Source organism: Actinospineispora eucalypti, assembly GCF_039543365.1.
GTDB lineage: Bacteria > Actinomycetota > Actinomycetes > Mycobacteriales > Pseudonocardiaceae > Pseudonocardia > Pseudonocardia eucalypti.
Window position 1 is genome coordinate 18,318 of sequence record NZ_BAABJP010000039.1, and the last position, 16,651, is coordinate 34,968.

Consider the following 16,651-nt stretch of genomic DNA (forward strand, 5'->3'; position numbering starts at 1 on the left):
CAGGTTTCTTAACCGTGCGGAAGGATATGCGGCCATGTCGGTACCTTCCGGTCTGGTGATCGTGGACAAGCCGCCCGGGATGACCTCGCACGACGTGGTCGGCCGGCTGCGCCGGCTGCTCGGCACCCGCAAGATCGGCCACGCGGGCACCCTGGACCCGATGGCCACCGGGGTCCTGGTGCTCGGCGTGCAGCGGGCCACCCGGCTGCTCGGCCACCTGGCCCTGGACACCAAGTCCTACGCCGCCACCATTCGGCTGGGCGCCACCACCAGCACCGACGACGCGGAGGGCGAGGAGCTCACCCGCACCGACGCCGCTTCCGTCGACGAGGCGCAGGTGGGCGCCGGGATGGCCGCGCTCACCGGGGCGATCGAGCAGGTGCCCAGCGCGGTGAGCGCGATCAAGGTGGACGGCCGTCGCGCCTACGCCAGGGTGCGCGCGGGGGAGCGGGTGGAACTGCCGGCGCGGCCGGTCACGGTGACCGAGTTCCGCCTGGACGCGCTGCGCCGGGCCGACCCGTTCACCGACCTGGACGTCACGGTGGACTGTTCGTCAGGCACCTACATCCGTGCGCTCGCCCGCGACCTCGGCGCCGGGCTCGGCGTCGGCGGGCATCTCACCGCGCTGCGCCGCACCCGGGTCGGTCCGTTCGACCTGGCCAGCGCGCGCACCCTGGACGAGCTGGCGGAGCGGCCCGAGCTGACCCACTCGGTGGACACCGCGGTCGCCGCCGCGTTCCGGCTGCGGGTGGCCAGCCCGGACGAGGCGCGGTCGCTGTCCTTCGGCCGCCCGCTGGACGTCGCGGGCATCGCCGGGGTGTACGCGGTCACCGATTTGGACGGCCGGGCGTTGGCGCTGGTCAGCGAGGAGCGAGGGCAGGCAAGGCCGGTGCTCGTACTGGCCCCGGCGGGGGCTGCGTAGGCTCGCGGATGTGCTGCGCTGGCGAGGCCTGGATGACGTGCCCACTGGCTGGGGGCGGAGCGTGGTCACCATCGGGGTGTTCGACGGGGTCCACCGGGGCCACCAGAAGCTGATCGGCCGGGCCGTAGAGGTGGCCACGGAACGCGATCTGCCTCCGGTGCTGGTGACCTTCGACCCGCACCCGACCGAGGTGATCCGCCCCGGCCAGCACCCTGCCCAACTGACGACGCTGACCCGGCGGGCCGAGCTGGTGGGTGAGCTCGGCATCGCGGCGTTCTGCGTGGTGCCGTTCACCAGCGAGCTGGCCCGCATGCCGGCGGACGAGTTCGTGCACGAGGTGCTGGTGGAACGGCTGCACGCGGCGGCCGTGGTGGTGGGGGACAACTTCACCTTCGGCTACGGCGCGCGCGGCCACGTGCCGCTGCTGCGCCAGCTGGGGCGGCGGTTCGGGTTCGCGGTGGAGGGGCTGCCGCTGATCACCGACACCAGTGACCCGCGCGACGGGGTGACCTTCTCGTCCACCTACATCCGCTCCTGCATCGACGGCGGGGACGTGGCGCTGGCGGCCGGTGCGCTGGGCCGGCCGCACCGGCTGGAGGGCGTGGTGGTGCGCGGCGACCGGCGCGGCCACGAGCTGGGCTTCCCGACCGCCAACCTGGCCACGCCGCCGCACGCCGCCGTGCCCACCGACGGGGTCTACGCGTGCTGGTTCGTGCACGGGCAGCGGCGGCTCCCGGCGGCGGTCTCGGTGGGCACCAACCCCACGTTCTCCGGGCGGGAACGCACGGTGGAGGCGTACGTGCTGGACGTGGACGAGGACTTCTACGGCCACCACGTGGCGCTGGACTTCGTGGAGCGGCTGCGCGGGATGGTCCGCTTCGACGGCGTGCCGGCGTTGGTCGAGGAGATGAAGCGGGACGTGGCCCGCGCCCGAGAGCTGTTGCGGAGCTGAGCGTCCCGGCCTGACGGCGCAGCGGCTGGGCGATCTGCCGCGCCTTGGGTGCGGCGTGGCCGCTTGCGTTCGGTTCCCCGGTGCTGGCGAGGTGCCGGCGGGCATCCCGGCCGCCCCGGGCGAGCCACCACCCGGGAAACGCAACGGGTGGCACCCAAGCCGCTGGGGGACGCGACCCCCTAAACCACCGGCGCGCACCGGTCGACACTCACCCTGAGTGACCGCCGAGTGGTCGGTGGGACAGTTGAGACGGCGAGCCGGCTGTGCTGGGTGTCCACCCCCGCCGAGTGCGTGGTGAGTCCGGTTTTGATCAAGGAATGAGCCGACTGAGCCAGCACTCGACGACCAGCGGCGATCACACCCGATCACACTCGGTGAGGCACCCGAAGACCTCAACCGGCGGCACCCGAGCCAGCAGGCCACTTAGCCCGCGCCGTCCAAGCTGGTCTTTGAACTGACACCCGACCATCCAAGTCCCAGCACCCGTCTGGGAACTCCGCTGATTCAGCCACGTCAGCGGGGCCGGGGCTGAATGACCGCGGGGAAGCCTGGGTGAGTGGTGGGTTCGAACGCTGCCGGCTCTGCGAGCCACCACACCGATCCCCGTAGACGGGAGTTCCCGGATGCGCTCTGAGATATAGCGATCAAGGCGGATATTTCCGTTTCGCCCCGCGCGGGGACCTCCGCCTGCGAACATGCTTGCGTACCGACGGTGTAACCGGACGCGAGCGGGGGCACGGTGGCAGTGCAGGACGGCTCGATGTTCGCCCGCAACGTGGCGCGACAGCGCGAGCTCTACGGGGAGCCGCTGGGCGACCGGATCCGCCGGCTGCAGACCAGCCTGGGGGTTTCCCAGGCGCGGCTGGCCGAGGGCCTCGGCCTCAGCACGGCCATGCTCAGCCAGCTGGTCAGTGCGCGCCGGGTGAAGATCGGCGATCCCGGCGTGCTGGCCCGGCTGGTGCTGCTCGAGCGGTACCTGCTGCGGTTGCCGCCCGGCGCCGAGGTGCAGGCCGAGGAACTGCTGGCCAAGCTGCGCACCGCTCGCCCGCACCTGGCCGTGCCGGGGGCCGCGCGGGACCCCGCCGAGTCGCTGCGTTCGGTGGCCGCGCCGGCCCAGCTGGCCGCCGCCGCCAGCGTGCTGGGACCCCGGTTCCCGGCCATTGCCGAGCTGCTGCGCCGTGCGGCCAAGGAGCGTCGGTGATGGCCAGGTTGTTCACCACCCTGTGGCCGTCCGAGGCCGCCGTGCACGCGTTGCGGGCCGAGCTGGCCGGCGTGTCCAACTGGCCGCCGGAGGGGTGGCGGGCCGTGCCGATGAGCCGCTGGCACGTGACGTTGTGCTTCCACGGCGAGGGGGATGCCGGGGTGCTGGCCCGGCGGCTGGACGCGGCCGCCGGCGGGCTGCCCGCGCCGGCCCTGCGGTTGGCCGGGGCGGTCGCCTTCGACGGAGTCGCGGCGGTGGGCGTGCGGCCGGTGGCGGACGCGGACGGGGAGGCACTGCACGACCTGGTCCGAGCGGCCGGCGGGGCGGCCGACCGGTTCCGCGCCCACCTCACCCTGGCCCGCACCACCCGGCGCGGTGACGCCCCGCCCCCGCGCGGCCCGCTGGACGGCTACGCCGGGCCGCAATGGCGCCCCGCCGAGGTGTGCCTGGTGCGTTCGGAGCTCACCTCGGGCGTGCGCCGCTACACCGTCCTGCATCGGGTGAACCTGGCGCCCGGGGCGGTGTGTCCGGTACCGGGCGGCGATCGGGCGCACAGTCACACCTGGTAATCTCACCAGTTGGGTGCGGCTGCGGTCCGTGGCGGCCGGCACCGTCTACCACCGCGGCGCGGGCTTTTGGCGGGCGCGGGGCCACACGGCACACACCAAGCAATGAGGAGTTACCCAACCGTGGCACTTTCCGCCGCTGAGAAGAAGGACATTCTCTCCGACTACGGAGTACACGAGTCCGACACCGGTTCGCCCGAGGCGCAGGTCGCCCTGCTGACCAAGCGCATCATCGGGCTCACCGAGCACCTCAAGCAGCACAAGCACGACCACCACTCGCGGCGTGGTCTGCTGCTCATGGTCGGCCGCCGCCGGCGGCTGCTGCAGTACCTTCGGAAGGTCGACGTGGCCCGCTACCGGTCACTGATCGAGCGGCTCGGCCTGCGTCGTTGAGCCATTGCGAGGGGGAGTGTCCGGACCGGCGCTCCCCCTCGCGGCATTCCGAAACCCCCAGAACTAGATAACGGAAACGGCCGCCGCGGCTTTCGGAACGAAGAAACCCGATCGCCGGTCCTCGGTAGTGGTTCCCGGAAGGCATCCGCCGGACCCGGGAACTTCGATCGAAGACCGGCCTCGCTCCGAGCCCCGCGGCGCGCCCCAGCACAAAAGAGGAGCGTTCGCTTTCATGTCAGAAGCGGTTCACGAAACCACCGCGACCCTGGACAACGGGAGCTTCGGCACCCGCACCGTCCGGTTCGAGACCGGCCGGCTCGCCCGGCAGGCCGCCGGATCCGTCGCTGCCTACCTTGACGACGAGACCATGCTGCTGTCCGCCACCACGGCGTCCAAGCAGCCCAAGGACCAGTTCGACTTCTTCCCGTTGACCATCGACGTGGAGGAGCGGATGTACGCCGCCGGGCGCATTCCCGGCTCCTTCTTCCGCCGTGAGGGCCGGCCGTCAACGGACGCCATCCTGGCCTGCCGGCTGATCGACCGGCCGCTGCGCCCGACCTTCACCGACGGCCTGCGCAACGAGGTGCAGGTCGTGGTGACCGTGCTCTCGCTGCACCCGCAGGACCCGTACGACGTGCTGGCCATCAACGCCGCGTCCGCGTCCACCCAGATCTCCGGGCTGCCCTTCTCCGGGCCGGTCGGCGGCGTTCGGGTGGCGCTCATCGACCGCCAGTGGGTCGCCTTCCCGACCTACGAGCAGCTCGAGACGGCCGTGTTCGACATGGTGGTCGCCGGGCGCATCGCCGGTGACGACGTGGCGATCATGATGGTCGAGGCGGAAGCCACCGAGAAGACCATCGAGCTGATCGCCGGCGGCGCCACCGCGCCGACCGAGGAGGTCGTGGCCGCCGGCCTGGAGGCCGCGAAGCCGTTCATCCGCGCGCTGTGCGTGGCCCAGCGGGAGCTGTTCGAGGCGGCCGCCAAGCCCACCGTCGAGTTCCCCACCTACCCGGCCTACCAGCCGGACGCGCTGGACGCGGTCACCGACCTGGTGTCCGCCGACCTGGCGCAGGCGCTGACCATCGCCGACAAGCAGGCGCGTAGCGCCCGCGAGGACGAGCTCAAGGCCGAGGTGCTGGACAAGCTCGCGGCGAAGTTCGAGGGCCGGGAGAAGGAGCTGGGCGGCGCGTTCCGCGCGCTCACCAAGAAGCTGGTCCGGCAGCGCATCCTGCGGGACAAGGTGCGCATCGACGGCCGCGGCGTCACCGACATCCGGCCGCTGTCGGCCGAGGTCGAGGTGGTGCCCCGGGCGCACGGCTCGGCGCTGTTCGAGCGCGGCGAGACCCAGATCATGGGGGTCACCACGCTGAACATGCTGCGCATGGAGCAGCAGCTGGACACGCTCTCCCCGGAGACGCGCAAGCGCTACATGCACAACTACAACTTCCCGCCCTACTCGACCGGTGAGACCGGCCGGGTGGGTTCGCCGAAGCGCCGGGAGATCGGCCACGGCGCGCTGGCCGAGCGGGCGCTCATGCCCGTGCTGCCCAGCCGGGAGGAGTTCCCGTACGCGATCCGCCAGGTCTCCGAGGCGCTGGGCTCCAACGGGTCCACCTCGATGGGCTCGGTGTGCGCGTCCACGCTGTCGCTGCTCAACGCCGGGTGCCCGCTGAAGGCCCCGGTCGCCGGCATCGCGATGGGCCTGATCTCCGACGAGGTCGACGGCAAGATGTCCTACATCGCGCTGACCGACATCCTCGGTGCCGAGGACGCGTTCGGCGACATGGACTTCAAGGTCGCCGGCACCAAGGACTTCGTGACCGCGCTGCAGCTGGACACCAAGCTGGACGGCATCCCGTCCGAGGTGCTCGCCCAGGCGCTGTCCCAGGCCAAGGACGCCCGGCTGACCATCCTGGACGTGATCGCCGAGGCGATCGACGAGCCGGACGAGATGAGCCAGTACGCGCCCCGGGTGACCAGCGTGAAGATCCCGGTGGACAAGATCGGCGAGGTCATCGGCCCGAAGGGCAAGATGATCAACTCGATCACCGAGCAGACCGGCGCGGACATCTCGATCGAGGACGACGGCACCATCTACGTGGGTGCGGCGGACGGCCCGTCCGCCGAGGCGGCGATCGCCATGATCAACGGGATCGCCAACCCGCAGCTGCCCAAGGTGGGCGAGCGGTTCCTGGGTACGGTGGTCAAGACCGCCGCGTTCGGCGCGTTCGTCTCCCTGGTGCCCGGCAAGGACGGCCTGGTGCACATCTCCAAGCTGGGCAACGGCAAGCGCATCGGCAAGGTGGAGGACGTCGTCAAGGTCGGCGACAAGCTCCGCGTCGAGGTGGTCGACATCGACAACCGGGGCAAGGTCTCCCTGGTCCCCGTGGTCGAGGAAGCCCCGGCCGTGCCGGCCGCCGAGGCCACCGCGTCTTCCTCGGAAGAGGCACCGGTCAGTTGACGCTGCTCGCCCCGTCGGGCCCGACCCCCGGCGCGGGCGCCGCGTCCAACTCGGACGAGGTCACCCTCAGCCTGCTGCCCAGCGGGCTGAGGGTGGTCACCGAACCACTGCCGGGGGTGCGCTCCGCCTCGGTCGGGGTGTGGATCGGCGCCGGCTCCCGGGACGAGGTCGCCGGCCAGGCCGGCGCCGCGCACTTCCTGGAGCACCTGCTGTTCAAGGGCACCGCTCGGCGCACCTCGGTGCGGATCGCCGAGGAGATCGACGCGGTCGGCGGCGAGCTGAACGCGTTCACCGCCAAGGAGCACACCTGCTTCTACGCCCAGGTGCTGGACACCGACCTGCCGCTGGCGGTTGACCTGCTGGTGGACGTGGTGACCGCCGCGACCATGACCCCGGCCGACGTCGAGCTGGAGCGCGCGGTGGTGCTGGAAGAGATCGCCATGCGCGCCGACGACCCGGAGGACATGCTCGGCGAGGTGTTCGACACCGCGCTGTTCGGGGACCACCCGCTCGGCCGCCCGGTGATCGGCTCACAGGCCTCCGTGGAGGCGCTCACCCAGGCCGGCCTGCACGGTTTCTGGCGGGAGCGCTACACCCCACCGCGGATGGTGCTCGCGGCGGCCGGCAACGTGGAGCACGCCCGGGTGCTGGAGCTGGCCGAGGCGGCGTTCCCGGCCGCGCCGGCCGGCACCCCGCTGGCGCCCCGCCAGGGGCCGCCGGTGGCGACTGGGGAAGCGCGGGTGGAGGTGCACCACGCGGACACCGAACAGGCGCACCTGATGCTGGGCGTGCGTGGCCTGGACCGCCGCGACGAGCGGCGCACCGCGTTGGAGGTGCTCAACACCGCGCTCGGGGGCGGGCTCAGCTCGCGGCTGTTCCAGCAGGTCAGGGAGCAGCGTGGGCTCGCATACTCGGTCTACTCGGCCACCACCAGCTACGCGGACGCCGGTCAGCTCGCGGTGTACGCGGGCTGCCAGCCGGACCGGCTCGGCGAGGTCACCTCGGTGATCCGCGAGGTGCTGGACTCGGTGGCCGAGCGCGGGCTCACCGACGCCGAGGTCGCCAGGGCGAAGGGCGCGCTGCGCGGGGGACTGGTGCTCGGCCTGGAGGACTCGGCCTCCCGGATGAGCCGGATCGGCCGGCACGAGCTGGACTACGGCCGGCAGCGGTCCATACGACAGACCCTGGACGCCATCGAGGCGGTCACCCCCGACGACGTGGCGGCGATCGCCGCCGAGGTGCTCAACCGGCCCCTGACCACGGCGGTCATCGGCCCCGTCGACGAGGCGCCGAGCTGACCGAGCGCGGCTGTCTCTACCCTGGCGCCTTCAGCCGCTTGGACAGCTGGTGGCCGACGATCTTCCCGGCCACGCCGATCTTGTAGCGCAGCACGTCGGCCCGGCTGACCCGGTGGCGCCGCAAGAACGCCCTGGCCGCGGCGGGTTCGACGAACCAGGGGAACAGGCCGGCCGGATCGCCGAAGCCGTCGAAGATCGCGGAGCCGATCTCCGGGTGCCGCGACGCGGCGATCATGAGGTCCTGTTGGAACCCGGCCAGCGGTTCCAACAGGGCGTTGGAGAAGTCGTTGACGAATCGGCCGTAGGCCCAGAACTCGTCGAACTGGCCGCGCAGCCAGTCCGCGTCGAATGGCCGGTCGCCGCGTGCGGCCAGGCGTTCGGCGAAGAAGCGCGCCATCCGGGTGGCGTTGTTGGCGCCTTGGCCGGCGAGCGGGTCGTTGAGCACGACGGCGTCGCCGAGGCCCAGCACACCGCGTCCGGACGGTAGCCGGGCGACGGGTTTGCGCACCGTCGGCGTGATCGCCCCGCTCAGCCAGGTGACCGGGCTGGTCGGGGCGGCGGGCGCAAGGAACTCCGTCTCCCAGGGCAGCAGGTCCCGCGCCAGACCGCGCAACACGTCCACCCCTTCCTCTGCCGACCCGACATCGGTGAAGCGATCGGCCGCGCCGCCGGGTACGGCCTCGACGAGCACGCTGCGGCACACGCCCGCGTCCTTGTCCAGGAACGGGACCCAGAAGATCTCGGCGACACCGGGGATGAACGAGAACTTCAGGTGCTCGTGGTGGGCGCCCGCCGCGAGGTCGTAGTCCCGGATGTTCACCATGAAGAGATTTCTCCGGGGACGGGCGTGCAGGCTCCGCTTCGGGTCGCGCTCGAACAGGGTCGGACCGAAGCTCCGGTGGCCGGCGGTCACCACGGTGACGTCGTGCTCGGCGGCCAGCGTGTCCAGCTTCTCGACCGAGATGGCGTCGACGCGGGTCGACGCACCCCGCGTGGCGAGCTCACGCAGGCCGTGTGCGAACTTCAGGCGCTGGTCGACCGCCAGCGCGGGCAACCGCATCGGCGCGGCGACGGAGAACAGGACCAGCCGGTCGGGTGCGCACAGATCGAGGTGAATTCGTTCGATGCTCGGCGCGGTGTCGTCCCAGAAGTTGAGCCCCAGCTCCCGTTCCCGCACGACCTGCTCGCCGAACAGGCACGCGGTGGGCCGGCCCCGGTCGGCAAGGTAGTCCTCGGGGCTCCGGTCGGTGTAGAGGGTGACCCGGAAGCCGGCCCGCAACAGCTCGGCGGCCAACACGATGCCGGCTTGCCCGGCCCCGACTATGCCCGCCGACCGGCTCACCGACCAGCCTCCTTCACCAGTGGTTGGTTCGGTGGCCGGGTAGGCCGTATCGCCAAGCCGGCCAGCGGCGTGGCTTCCCCGTAAGAGCCTGGCACGGGGAGGTCTCGGAACGGAATCGGGCGCGAGGGCCTTTCGAGGTGCACGGCGGGTACCAACCGCGCGTGGGGCGATCTCCACGAAACGCCGAGTGTGGGACGGGGGCGCTGAGCGCTGGTGCTGAGCGCTGAGCGCTGGTGCTGTGGCAGGCTGCGCGGCGTGACGGGGTGGCTGACGGCAGTGGCCGGCGTGATCATCGCCGCCGGCCTGGTGGGCATCGTGATCACCGTGTTGCCCGGGCTGCTGCTGGTGGTCGCCGGGGTCGCGGTGTGGGCGGTGCCGCGCGGGGACGCGGTCGGCTGGACCGTGCTCGCGGTCGCGGTGGGCTGCGCGGCGCTCGGCACGGTCGCCAAGTTCCTGCTGCCCGGCCGGGCGATGCGGGCGGAGGGGGTGCCCGGGCGGACCCTGCTGCTCGGTGCGGTGCTGGGCATCGTGGGCTTCTTCGTGATCCCGGTGATCGGGTTGTTCCTGGGCTTCGTGGCCGGCATCTACGCCGCCGAGCGGGTGCGCCTGGGCGAGCACGGGCGGGCGTGGGCGTCCAGCGGGTTCGCGCTGCGCATGGTCGGGCTGAGCATCCTGATCGAGCTGGCCGCCGGCCTGCTGGCCACCACGGCGTGGATCGTCGGGATAATCGTCGGGTGAGTGACGAGGCGAACGAGCTGACCGGGGTCGCGGTGCTGGGCGCGCGCGGCCGGATGGGTGTCGAGGTGTGCCGGGCGGTGGAGGCCGCCGACGACCTGGAACTGGTCGCCACGGTCGACGTCGGCGACGAGCTGGCCGACATCGCCGGCGCCCGGGTGGCGGTCGACTTCACCCAGCCCGGCGCGGTGCTGGACAACATCCGCTTCTGCCTCGACCACGACATCGCCCCCGTGGTCGGCACCAGCGGGTTCGACGCGGCGAAGCTGGACACCGTGCGCGGCTGGTTGGCCGAGAAGCCCGGCCTGGGCGCGCTGATCGCCCCCAACTTCGGCGTCGGCGCGGTGCTCTCGATGCACTTCGCCAAGCTGGCCGCCCGGTTCTTCGACTCCGCCGAGGTGATCGAGCTGCACCACGCCGGCAAGCTGGACGCCCCGTCCGGCACCGCCGCGCACACCGCCTCACTGATCGCCGCCGCGCGCGCCGAGGCCGGCAGCCCGCCCATGCCGGACGCCACCACCCAGGAGCTGGCCGGCGCCCGCGGCGCCTCGGTGGACGGCGTCCGGGTGCACTCGATCCGGGCCACCGGCCTGATCGCCCACCAGGAGGTGCTGTTCGGCACCGACGGCGAGACGCTGACCATCCGGCACGACTCGCTGTCCCGCGCCTCCTTCATGCCCGGCGTCCTGATGGCTATCCGCCACGTCACCCGAACCCCCGGCCTGACAGTAGGCCTGGAACCCCTCCTCAACCTCTGACCCCCCCACCAGCCTGATTCAGTGGGTTCAGCAGCGTGATTCAGTGGGTTCAGCACGGTGATTCAGTCGGTTCAGCACGGTGATTCAGTCGGTTTGGCAGGGTGATTCGGTCGGTTTTGGCGCCGTGACCCCGTGAAGGCGACGCCGCCGGTTTCGTGTAGGCAAGGGACATGGCTCTCGCATCGGTCCGTCCCGCCGGTCTCGACGATGTCGACGAGATTGTCCGGCTCCAGGCCCTCACCTGGCGGACCGCCTACGCCGAGATCCTTCCGGCGGCCGCGTTGGATCGGCTGGACGGGCCGGACGCCCGAGCGGCCTGGGCCGCCGCCGTCACGGCCGGCGACGGTCACCACGTGTTGGTCGCCACGGAGGGTGACTGGACGGTCGGGTTCTGTGCCGCCGGACCGGCGAACCTCGACGACCCGGATGCTCCGGACGGCCGGGTGCAGATCGCTTCGCTGCTCGTCGAGCCGCGTTGGGGCCGGCGGGGGCACGGCCGGAGGTTGCTGACCGCCATATTCCGCTGGCTGGCCGAGGACGGGGCGAGGGAGGGCGTGGTCTGGGTTCCCGAGCCCGATGTCGCCTCGCGCGCCTTCTACGACCGGGTCGGCTGGGACTCGGACGGCCTGGTGCGGACGCTCGACGCGGGTGACCGAGAGGTCCGGGAGATCCGCTTGGCCGGCGCACTGCGGGTGGAGAACCGGGATCCCCGGCGGCGGTCCGACCTGTCGAGCTGAGCCGGTCCGATCGAGCGGTGCGCCCGCTGCCAAACCGACTGAATCACCCTGCCAAACCGACCGAACCAGGCTGCCAAACCGACCGAACCAGGCTGCCAAACCGACCGAACCAGGCTGCTGAACCGACTGAATCACCCTGCCAAACCGACTGAATCACGCTGCTGGACCGACTGAATCAGGCTGGTGGAGGGGCTGAATCGGGAATTGTCGGGGGTGGGTGGTTCTATGGCCGGTGTGGAGACGATCACGGGTGGGGCGGCGCGGCGGGCCGCTCTCGCGGCGCAGGGGTTCGGTGCGCCTCGGCCGGCGAGTTCGGTGCACCGGGGGCACCTGGGGCGGCTGATCGAGCGGCTGCGGCTGCTCCAGCTGGACTCGGTGAACGTGGCTGTGCGGGCGCACTACATGCCGGTGTTCAGCCGCCTGGGCGGCTACTCGCGGGAGCTCCTGGACGAGACCGCGTGGCGGCACTCCGCGCGCCGGCCCCGGTTGCTGGTGGAGTACTGGGCGCACGAGGCGTCCCTGCTGCCGGTGGCCGACTGGCCGCTGCTGCAGTCGCGGGCCAAGCGGCCGGGCTGGTGGCGGCACTACGGCGAGCTGGTCGAGCGGGAGTCGGCGCTGGTCGACGAGGTGCTCGCGGCGGTCAAGGAGGTCGGCCCGGTGGGCGCCGGCCAGCTCGAGGACATGCTGGTGGGCGGGTCGGACCAGCCGGCCCGGCCCAAGGGCGCCTCCTGGTGGAACCGGTCGGACGTGAAGCGCATCTGCGAGTACCTGTTCGGCATCGGCCGGCTCACCACCGGCACCCGGGTCAACTTCCAGCGGCGCTACGACCTGCCGGAACGGGTGCTGCCGCCGGAGGTGTTGGCCGTGCCGGAGGTGAGCGCCGAGGACGCGGCCCGCGTGCTGATCCGGCAGGCCGCCGGGGCGCTGGGCGTGGCCACCGAACCGGACCTGCGGGACTACTACCGGCTCGGTCCCGAGGTGAGCCAGCGCGCGGTGGCCGACCTGGTGGAGGGCGGCGAGCTGGAGCAGGTGGCGGTGCGCGGCTGGGTACGCCCGGCGTACCGGGTGCCCGGCGCGCGGATGCCCCGCAAGATCAACGCTCGGGCGCTGTTGTGCCCGTTCGACCCGCTGATCTGGGAACGCGCCCGCACCGAGCGGATGTTCGACTTCCGCTACCGGATCGAGATCTACACGCCCGAGCCCAAGCGGGAGTTCGGCTACTACGTGTTCCCGTTCCTGCTGGACGACGCCCTGGTGGCCCGGGTGGACCTGAAGGCCGACCGCGCGGCCGGCCTGCTGCGGGTGCCCGGTGCGTTCGCCGAGCCCGGCAGCGACCAACCGAGGGTCGCCGCCGAGCTGGCCGCCGAGCTGCGCCAGATGGCGGACTGGCTGGAGCTGGACGACGTGCGGGTGGGCGAGCGGGGAGACCTGGTCGCCCCGCTCGCCCTGGCCCTCGCGCGGTGAGGCGCCTCAGCTCGCCGCGGCGCTGAGCGCCCGGGTCACCAGCACGTCGCCGCTGCCCGTGCGGCCGTGGATGTCCAGCTTCGCCGAGCCGCCGGACGGCGGTGCGGAGTCGTTCACGTCCAGGTCGCTGCGCACCTGTCCGGAGCCGGACCGCAGGTCCAGCCGCGCGGCCACCCCGGCGTGCACGCCCACGCGCAGGTTGCCCGAGCCGGTGGTCAGGTCGTAGGTACCGGCCTCGGCATCCTGCACGACCAGGTCGCCGGAGGCGGTGCGCGCGTGCAGATCCGCCCGGACCAGGCCGAGCCGCAGGTCACCACTGCCGGTGCGGAGCTGGGCCGGGCCGTGCACCTCGGCCAGGGAGAGGTCGCCGGACGCGGTCTTGGCCTGCAGCCGCCCGGCCACCGCGCCCACCGTGGCGCGGCCCGAACCGGTGCCGACCTCGAGGTTCCCGGCCACGTCGTCCAGCTCCACGCTGCCCGAAACGGTGTTCACGCTGGCGGTGCCGGCCGGCCCGGTCACGGTGATGTCCCCGGCACCGGTGCGCAGGGTGATCCGGGACTGGGCCGGCGCGGCCACGGTGAGCACCAGCGGCACGATGCGCAGCGGCAGCGTGCTCGGCGACCGGACCACCAGCCGGGGCTCCGACCAGCGCACCTCGGTGGCCCGCACTGCCTCGTCGCCCAGGTCGCTCCCGGCCAGGCCGGTGAGGTCGATGTCCGGCCCGCCGAACCCGAGGTCCTTGCTCCTCAGGTTGAACTCCCGGTTGCCGATCCGGATCGACCCGCTCGGCCCGGTCACCTCGTTGATCCAGCCGAGCACGCCGGACAGGCCCCGGGTCCAGCCGCCGCCGTGCTCGTCGGCCCGCAGGGTCAGCCGGACCGAGGTGACCGCCTCGTCCAGCGCCACCTCGATGCGGCCGACGTCCAGCGAGAGGTCCAGCTCGGCGGGGCCGGAGCAGTCCCACCGTTCGGTGCGCTCGGTGTTCTCCGGCTGCTCCGGTGTGTCCTGGGGAGGTGTGCTGTCTTCGGTCATGATCCCGCCTCTCAACCCTGTACCCAGCCGCGCAGCTGGCGGTCCCGGTCCCGGTCTCGTCCTTGGCGCCGGCCCCGGCCGGAGCGGTCCGGCTCGCCCCATTCCCAGCCCTGGTTCGACGCGCCGTGCAGGGCGCCCTGCACGGCCTGGGCGATCCACGAGTTCAGCGAAACGCCCTGCGCGGACGCGGCTTCCTCGGCCCGGTTCTTGATCTGTTCCATCAGCCGCAAGGTGATCCGGCTGATGTCGCCGGCCGCGTCCATCGGCGGGGGAGGAGGAGGTTCGGCGGCCGGCGCCGACCGGGCCGGGTCGCTCACCGCCACCCGGATCTCCCGGCCGTCCAGCCGGACCTCCACCACCCGCTCGCCGTCGAGTGCCTCGGTGACCTCGGCCGCCAGGTCGGCCAGCGCGTTCATCAGGGCCAGTCGGGCGGCGGGCTCCAGTGCGCCCGCGAGCAGGGTCGCGGTGCGTTGCGTCTGTTCGTCTCCGGCGGCCGCCGCGGCCATCAGGTCCTTGCGCAGCGCCGAGACGTACGGCGTGACATCCATGACACCACTATGGCGTCATAGTTGACGTCACCGCAAGGCGAATTTGCCGTCAGCTTGGCGTCAGGCTGAAAACGCCGGTCCACCCGATTACGCTTCCGCCATGCCCGACATCTCCGCGCCGAAGGTCCAGCTGATCGCGAAGACCGACTTTCTGCCGCCGGCGGACGTGCCGTGGGAGACCGACGCCGAGGGCGGGCAGGCGCTGTGTGAGTTCGCCGGCCGAGCGTGCTACCAGTCCTGGCGCAAGCCGAACCCGGCGACCGCCACCAACGCCGGCTACCTGCGGCACATCCTGGAGGTCGGTCACCTGAGCGTGCTCGAGCACGGCTCGGTCACCTTCTACCTGACCGGGGTGTCCCGCTCGCTGACCCACGAGCTGATCCGGCACCGGCACTTCTCCTACTCCCAGCTTTCCCAGCGCTACGTGCCCGGCCGGGGCTCGGCGGTGGTGGAGCCGGACGTGATCGCGGGGGAGCCGGAGCTGCACGCCGCGTTCGTGGAGGCCGCCGAGGCCGCCGAGAAGGCCTACGACCAGCTGCTCTCCGGGCTCGAGCAGCGGTTCGCGGACGTGCCGAACGCCACCCTGCGGCGCAAGCAGGCCCGCCAGGCGGCCCGCTCGGTGCTGCCCAACGCCACCGAGACCAAGATCGTGGTCACGGGGAACTACCGGGCCTGGCGGCACTTCATCGCCATGCGTGCCACCGAGCACGCCGACGTGGAGATCCGCGAGCTGGCCATTGAGTGCCTGCGCCAGCTTCAGGCCGCCGTGCCCAACGTGTTCTCCGACTTCGACATCGGCACCCTGGAGGACGGCAGCGAGATCGCGTCCAGTCCGCTCGTCACCGAGGGTTAGCCGAAGGTGTCCCCGAGGGCCGGCGTAGTCACCGAAGAAAGTCGAGAGCGCGCTGCCCTCTGCGTGACCCTGGAACGGGTCGGGCCGGCGGCGCCCACGCTGTGCAGCCGGCCGACCGCCGAGGACCTGCTGGCCTACCTGCTGGTGGGGGAGCGGCGCTTCCTGACCAGCCTGCTCGGCCTGCTGGTGCCGGCGGTGGCCAGCTCCGCCGAGGCCAAGATGCGCCACCGTTCCTGGGGCGAGATGATCGAGCTGCTGCGCGCCGGCCCGGCCTGGTGGTGGCCGTCGGCGCGGCCGGGGGACGGGTTGGACTTCTTGAAGCTGTTCGTGCACCACGAGGACATCCGCCGGGCGACTCCCGGCTGGGAGCCGAGGCCGCCCGAGCTGTACCGGGACGAGGTGCTCTGGCAGGCGGCCGCCCGGCTGGGTCGGCTTGCCTACCGGCGCAGCCCGGTCGGCGTGCGGCTGCGCCGGCCGGACGGAGTGTCCTGGCTGGTCAAGCCGGGCACCGAGACCGTCACCATGATCGGCGACCCGGGCGAGCTGGTGGTGCACATGTGCGGCCGGCGGGCGGCGCGTGTGCGGCCGACCGGCGCGCCCAAGGACATCGCCGCGGCGCTGGACACCCGACAGGGCACACTGTTCGGCGGCGTGGCCGAGGAGTGATCGCGATGAGACTGGTTCCCGAGGAACGGGCGGCGCTGTGCGACCTGTTCGCCGCGCTCGGCCCGGAGGCGCCGACCGTGCTGCCGGGCTGGCGGGCCGAGGAGCTGCTGGCCCACATGCTGGTCCGCGAGCGCCAGCCGCTCTACGCGCCGGGCATCCTGGTGCCCGCGCTGGCCGGGCGCACCGAGGCCGCCATGCGGTCGTACGGCAAGATGCCCTGGTCACGGCGGGTGGAGTTGCTGCGCGGCGGCGCCCCGCCCTGGTCGCCCTACTGGCTCGCGCCGGTCGACGAGAAGGCCAACCTGGTGGAGTTCTTCGTGCACTACGAGGACCTGGCCCGCGCCCAGCCCGACTGGCGGCCCCGCGAGCTCTCGCCGGAGCGGCAGGAGGCGATCTGGTCGATGCTGCGGCTGTCCGCCCGCGTGCTCTACCGGCGCAGCCCGGTCGGTGTGCTGCTGCGCCACCCCACCCGGGAGCGGGGCACGGACATCCACGCCCGTCCCGGCTCCAGCCGGGTGACCATCACCGCGCCGCCCGGGGAACTGCTGTTGCACGCCTTCGGCCGGGAGCAAGCCCGGGTGGAGCTGGACGGCACGCCCGAGGACCTGGAAGCCCTGGAGAAGACTCCGCGCGGCATCTGAGCCACCGGGCGGACTTGCTGTCTGTGCAACCGGTAGCATAGGAGCCGATGAGCGCCCTTAGCCGATCTGGCGGCGCGGAGCG

At 72.3% G+C, this 16,651-nt stretch carries 17 protein-coding genes; 14 read left to right on the forward strand and 3 right to left on the reverse strand.

From position 1 onward, the window contains the following. The first annotated feature begins 34 nt into the window (after positions 1 to 34). From truB to ABEB12_RS29945, 7 genes are all read left to right on the forward strand, one after another. Positions 35 to 922, forward strand: a complete 888-nt coding sequence (gene truB / locus ABEB12_RS29915) for a tRNA pseudouridine(55) synthase TruB (protein WP_185065266.1) — start codon at positions 35 to 37, stop codon at positions 920 to 922. 10 nt (positions 923 to 932) lie between these two features. Next, positions 933 to 1,874 (forward strand): bifunctional riboflavin kinase/FAD synthetase, encoded by a 942-nt coding sequence (locus ABEB12_RS29920; RefSeq protein ID WP_185065267.1) that lies wholly within the window; start codon positions 933 to 935, stop codon positions 1,872 to 1,874. 739 nt (positions 1,875 to 2,613) lie between these two features. Then, positions 2,614 to 3,075: a helix-turn-helix transcriptional regulator gene (locus ABEB12_RS29925; RefSeq protein WP_345703262.1), complete on the forward strand. Its 462-nt coding sequence runs from the start codon at positions 2,614 to 2,616 to the stop codon at positions 3,073 to 3,075. Next, on the forward strand, positions 3,075 to 3,644 hold the full coding sequence (locus ABEB12_RS29930) for a 2'-5' RNA ligase family protein (protein ID WP_185065268.1): 570 nt from the start codon (positions 3,075 to 3,077) through the stop codon (positions 3,642 to 3,644). Before ABEB12_RS29925 ends, ABEB12_RS29930 begins: the two co-directional genes overlap by 1 nt. Before the next feature lie 120 nt (positions 3,645 to 3,764). Beyond that, a complete protein-coding gene (gene rpsO / locus ABEB12_RS29935) occupies positions 3,765 to 4,034 on the forward strand; it encodes a 30S ribosomal protein S15 (RefSeq protein WP_185065269.1) in 270 nt (89 codons plus the stop codon). A gap of 232 nt (positions 4,035 to 4,266) precedes the next feature. After that, the gene (locus ABEB12_RS29940) at positions 4,267 to 6,495 is read left to right on the forward strand and encodes a polyribonucleotide nucleotidyltransferase (protein ID WP_185065270.1); all 2,229 of its coding nucleotides are present in this window, start codon (positions 4,267 to 4,269) and stop codon (positions 6,493 to 6,495) included. A 2-nt stretch (positions 6,496 to 6,497) separates the two neighbouring features. Then, complete coding sequence (locus tag ABEB12_RS29945; RefSeq protein ID WP_425572290.1) at positions 6,498 to 7,793, forward strand: M16 family metallopeptidase; 1,296 nt, start codon at positions 6,498 to 6,500, stop codon at positions 7,791 to 7,793. Between the two features lie 16 nt (positions 7,794 to 7,809). Here ABEB12_RS29945 and ABEB12_RS29950 read toward each other — a convergent pair whose 3' ends face one another. After that, the gene (locus ABEB12_RS29950) at positions 7,810 to 9,135 is read right to left on the reverse strand and encodes a styrene monooxygenase/indole monooxygenase family protein (RefSeq protein ID WP_185065272.1); all 1,326 of its coding nucleotides are present in this window, start codon (positions 9,133 to 9,135) and stop codon (positions 7,810 to 7,812) included. Positions 9,136 to 9,390: 255 nt separating this feature from the next. Here ABEB12_RS29950 and ABEB12_RS29955 point away from each other — a divergent pair, with 255 nt between their 5' ends. The 4 genes from ABEB12_RS29955 (at position 9,391) to ABEB12_RS29970 (ending at position 12,829) form a co-directional block, all read left to right on the forward strand. Continuing rightward, complete coding sequence (locus tag ABEB12_RS29955) at positions 9,391 to 9,873, forward strand: DUF456 domain-containing protein (protein ID WP_345703263.1); 483 nt, start codon at positions 9,391 to 9,393, stop codon at positions 9,871 to 9,873. Next, a complete protein-coding gene (dapB, locus tag ABEB12_RS29960) occupies positions 9,870 to 10,628 on the forward strand; it encodes a 4-hydroxy-tetrahydrodipicolinate reductase (protein ID WP_185065273.1) in 759 nt (252 codons plus the stop codon). The genes ABEB12_RS29955 and dapB overlap by 4 nt, the downstream gene beginning before the upstream one ends. A gap of 170 nt (positions 10,629 to 10,798) precedes the next feature. After that, the gene (locus tag ABEB12_RS29965; protein WP_185065274.1) at positions 10,799 to 11,365 is read left to right on the forward strand and encodes a GNAT family N-acetyltransferase; all 567 of its coding nucleotides are present in this window, start codon (positions 10,799 to 10,801) and stop codon (positions 11,363 to 11,365) included. Between the two features lie 225 nt (positions 11,366 to 11,590). Then, positions 11,591 to 12,829 carry a DNA glycosylase AlkZ-like family protein gene (locus ABEB12_RS29970; RefSeq protein WP_185065275.1) on the forward strand — a complete coding sequence of 413 codons (1,239 nt, stop codon included), beginning with the start codon at positions 11,591 to 11,593 and terminating at the stop codon, positions 12,827 to 12,829. 6 nt (positions 12,830 to 12,835) lie between these two features. On the opposite strand, the gene ABEB12_RS29975 is transcribed toward ABEB12_RS29970, so the two are convergent. After that, the gene (locus ABEB12_RS29975; RefSeq protein ID WP_185065276.1) at positions 12,836 to 13,861 is read right to left on the reverse strand and encodes a DUF4097 family beta strand repeat-containing protein; all 1,026 of its coding nucleotides are present in this window, start codon (positions 13,859 to 13,861) and stop codon (positions 12,836 to 12,838) included. 11 nt (positions 13,862 to 13,872) lie between these two features. Then, positions 13,873 to 14,409 carry a toxin-antitoxin system HicB family antitoxin gene (locus ABEB12_RS29980; RefSeq protein ID WP_185065277.1) on the reverse strand — a complete coding sequence of 179 codons (537 nt, stop codon included), beginning with the start codon at positions 14,407 to 14,409 and terminating at the stop codon, positions 13,873 to 13,875. Positions 14,410 to 14,509: 100 nt separating this feature from the next. On the opposite strand from ABEB12_RS29980, the gene thyX reads away from it, so the two are divergent. The 3 genes from thyX to ABEB12_RS29995 are packed head-to-tail and all read left to right on the forward strand — an operon-like array spanning position 14,510 to position 16,569. Then, entirely contained in the window at positions 14,510 to 15,262 is a 753-nt protein-coding gene (gene thyX, locus ABEB12_RS29985) for an FAD-dependent thymidylate synthase (protein ID WP_185065278.1), read from the forward strand. Positions 15,263 to 15,268: 6 nt separating this feature from the next. After that, positions 15,269 to 15,928: a TIGR03085 family metal-binding protein gene (locus tag ABEB12_RS29990; protein WP_185065279.1), complete on the forward strand. Its 660-nt coding sequence runs from the start codon at positions 15,269 to 15,271 to the stop codon at positions 15,926 to 15,928. A 5-nt stretch (positions 15,929 to 15,933) separates the two neighbouring features. Further along, a complete protein-coding gene (locus ABEB12_RS29995; protein ID WP_185065280.1) occupies positions 15,934 to 16,569 on the forward strand; it encodes a TIGR03085 family metal-binding protein in 636 nt (211 codons plus the stop codon). Positions 16,570 to 16,651: the final 82 nt, after the last annotated feature.

What these genes read in the sequence shown, in the direction of transcription:
- ABEB12_RS29980 (WP_185065277.1), bottom strand. Translation starts at nt 14,409, where the DNA reads ATGGATGTCACGCCGTACGTCTCGGCGCTGCGCAAGGACCTGATGGCC.
- ABEB12_RS29975 (WP_185065276.1), bottom strand. Translation starts at nt 13,861, where the DNA reads ATGACCGAAGACAGCACACCTCCCCAGGACACACCGGAGCAGCCGGAG.
- ABEB12_RS29995 (WP_185065280.1), top strand. Translation starts at nt 15,934, where the DNA reads ATGAGACTGGTTCCCGAGGAACGGGCGGCGCTGTGCGACCTGTTCGCC.
- thyX (WP_185065278.1), top strand. Translation starts at nt 14,510, where the DNA reads ATGCCCGACATCTCCGCGCCGAAGGTCCAGCTGATCGCGAAGACCGAC.
- ABEB12_RS29965 (WP_185065274.1), top strand. Translation starts at nt 10,799, where the DNA reads ATGGCTCTCGCATCGGTCCGTCCCGCCGGTCTCGACGATGTCGACGAG.
- ABEB12_RS29930 (WP_185065268.1), top strand. Translation starts at nt 3,075, where the DNA reads ATGGCCAGGTTGTTCACCACCCTGTGGCCGTCCGAGGCCGCCGTGCAC.
- ABEB12_RS29940 (WP_185065270.1), top strand. Translation starts at nt 4,267, where the DNA reads ATGTCAGAAGCGGTTCACGAAACCACCGCGACCCTGGACAACGGGAGC.
- ABEB12_RS29970 (WP_185065275.1), top strand. Translation starts at nt 11,591, where the DNA reads ATGGCCGGTGTGGAGACGATCACGGGTGGGGCGGCGCGGCGGGCCGCT.
- truB (WP_185065266.1), top strand. Translation starts at nt 35, where the DNA reads ATGTCGGTACCTTCCGGTCTGGTGATCGTGGACAAGCCGCCCGGGATG.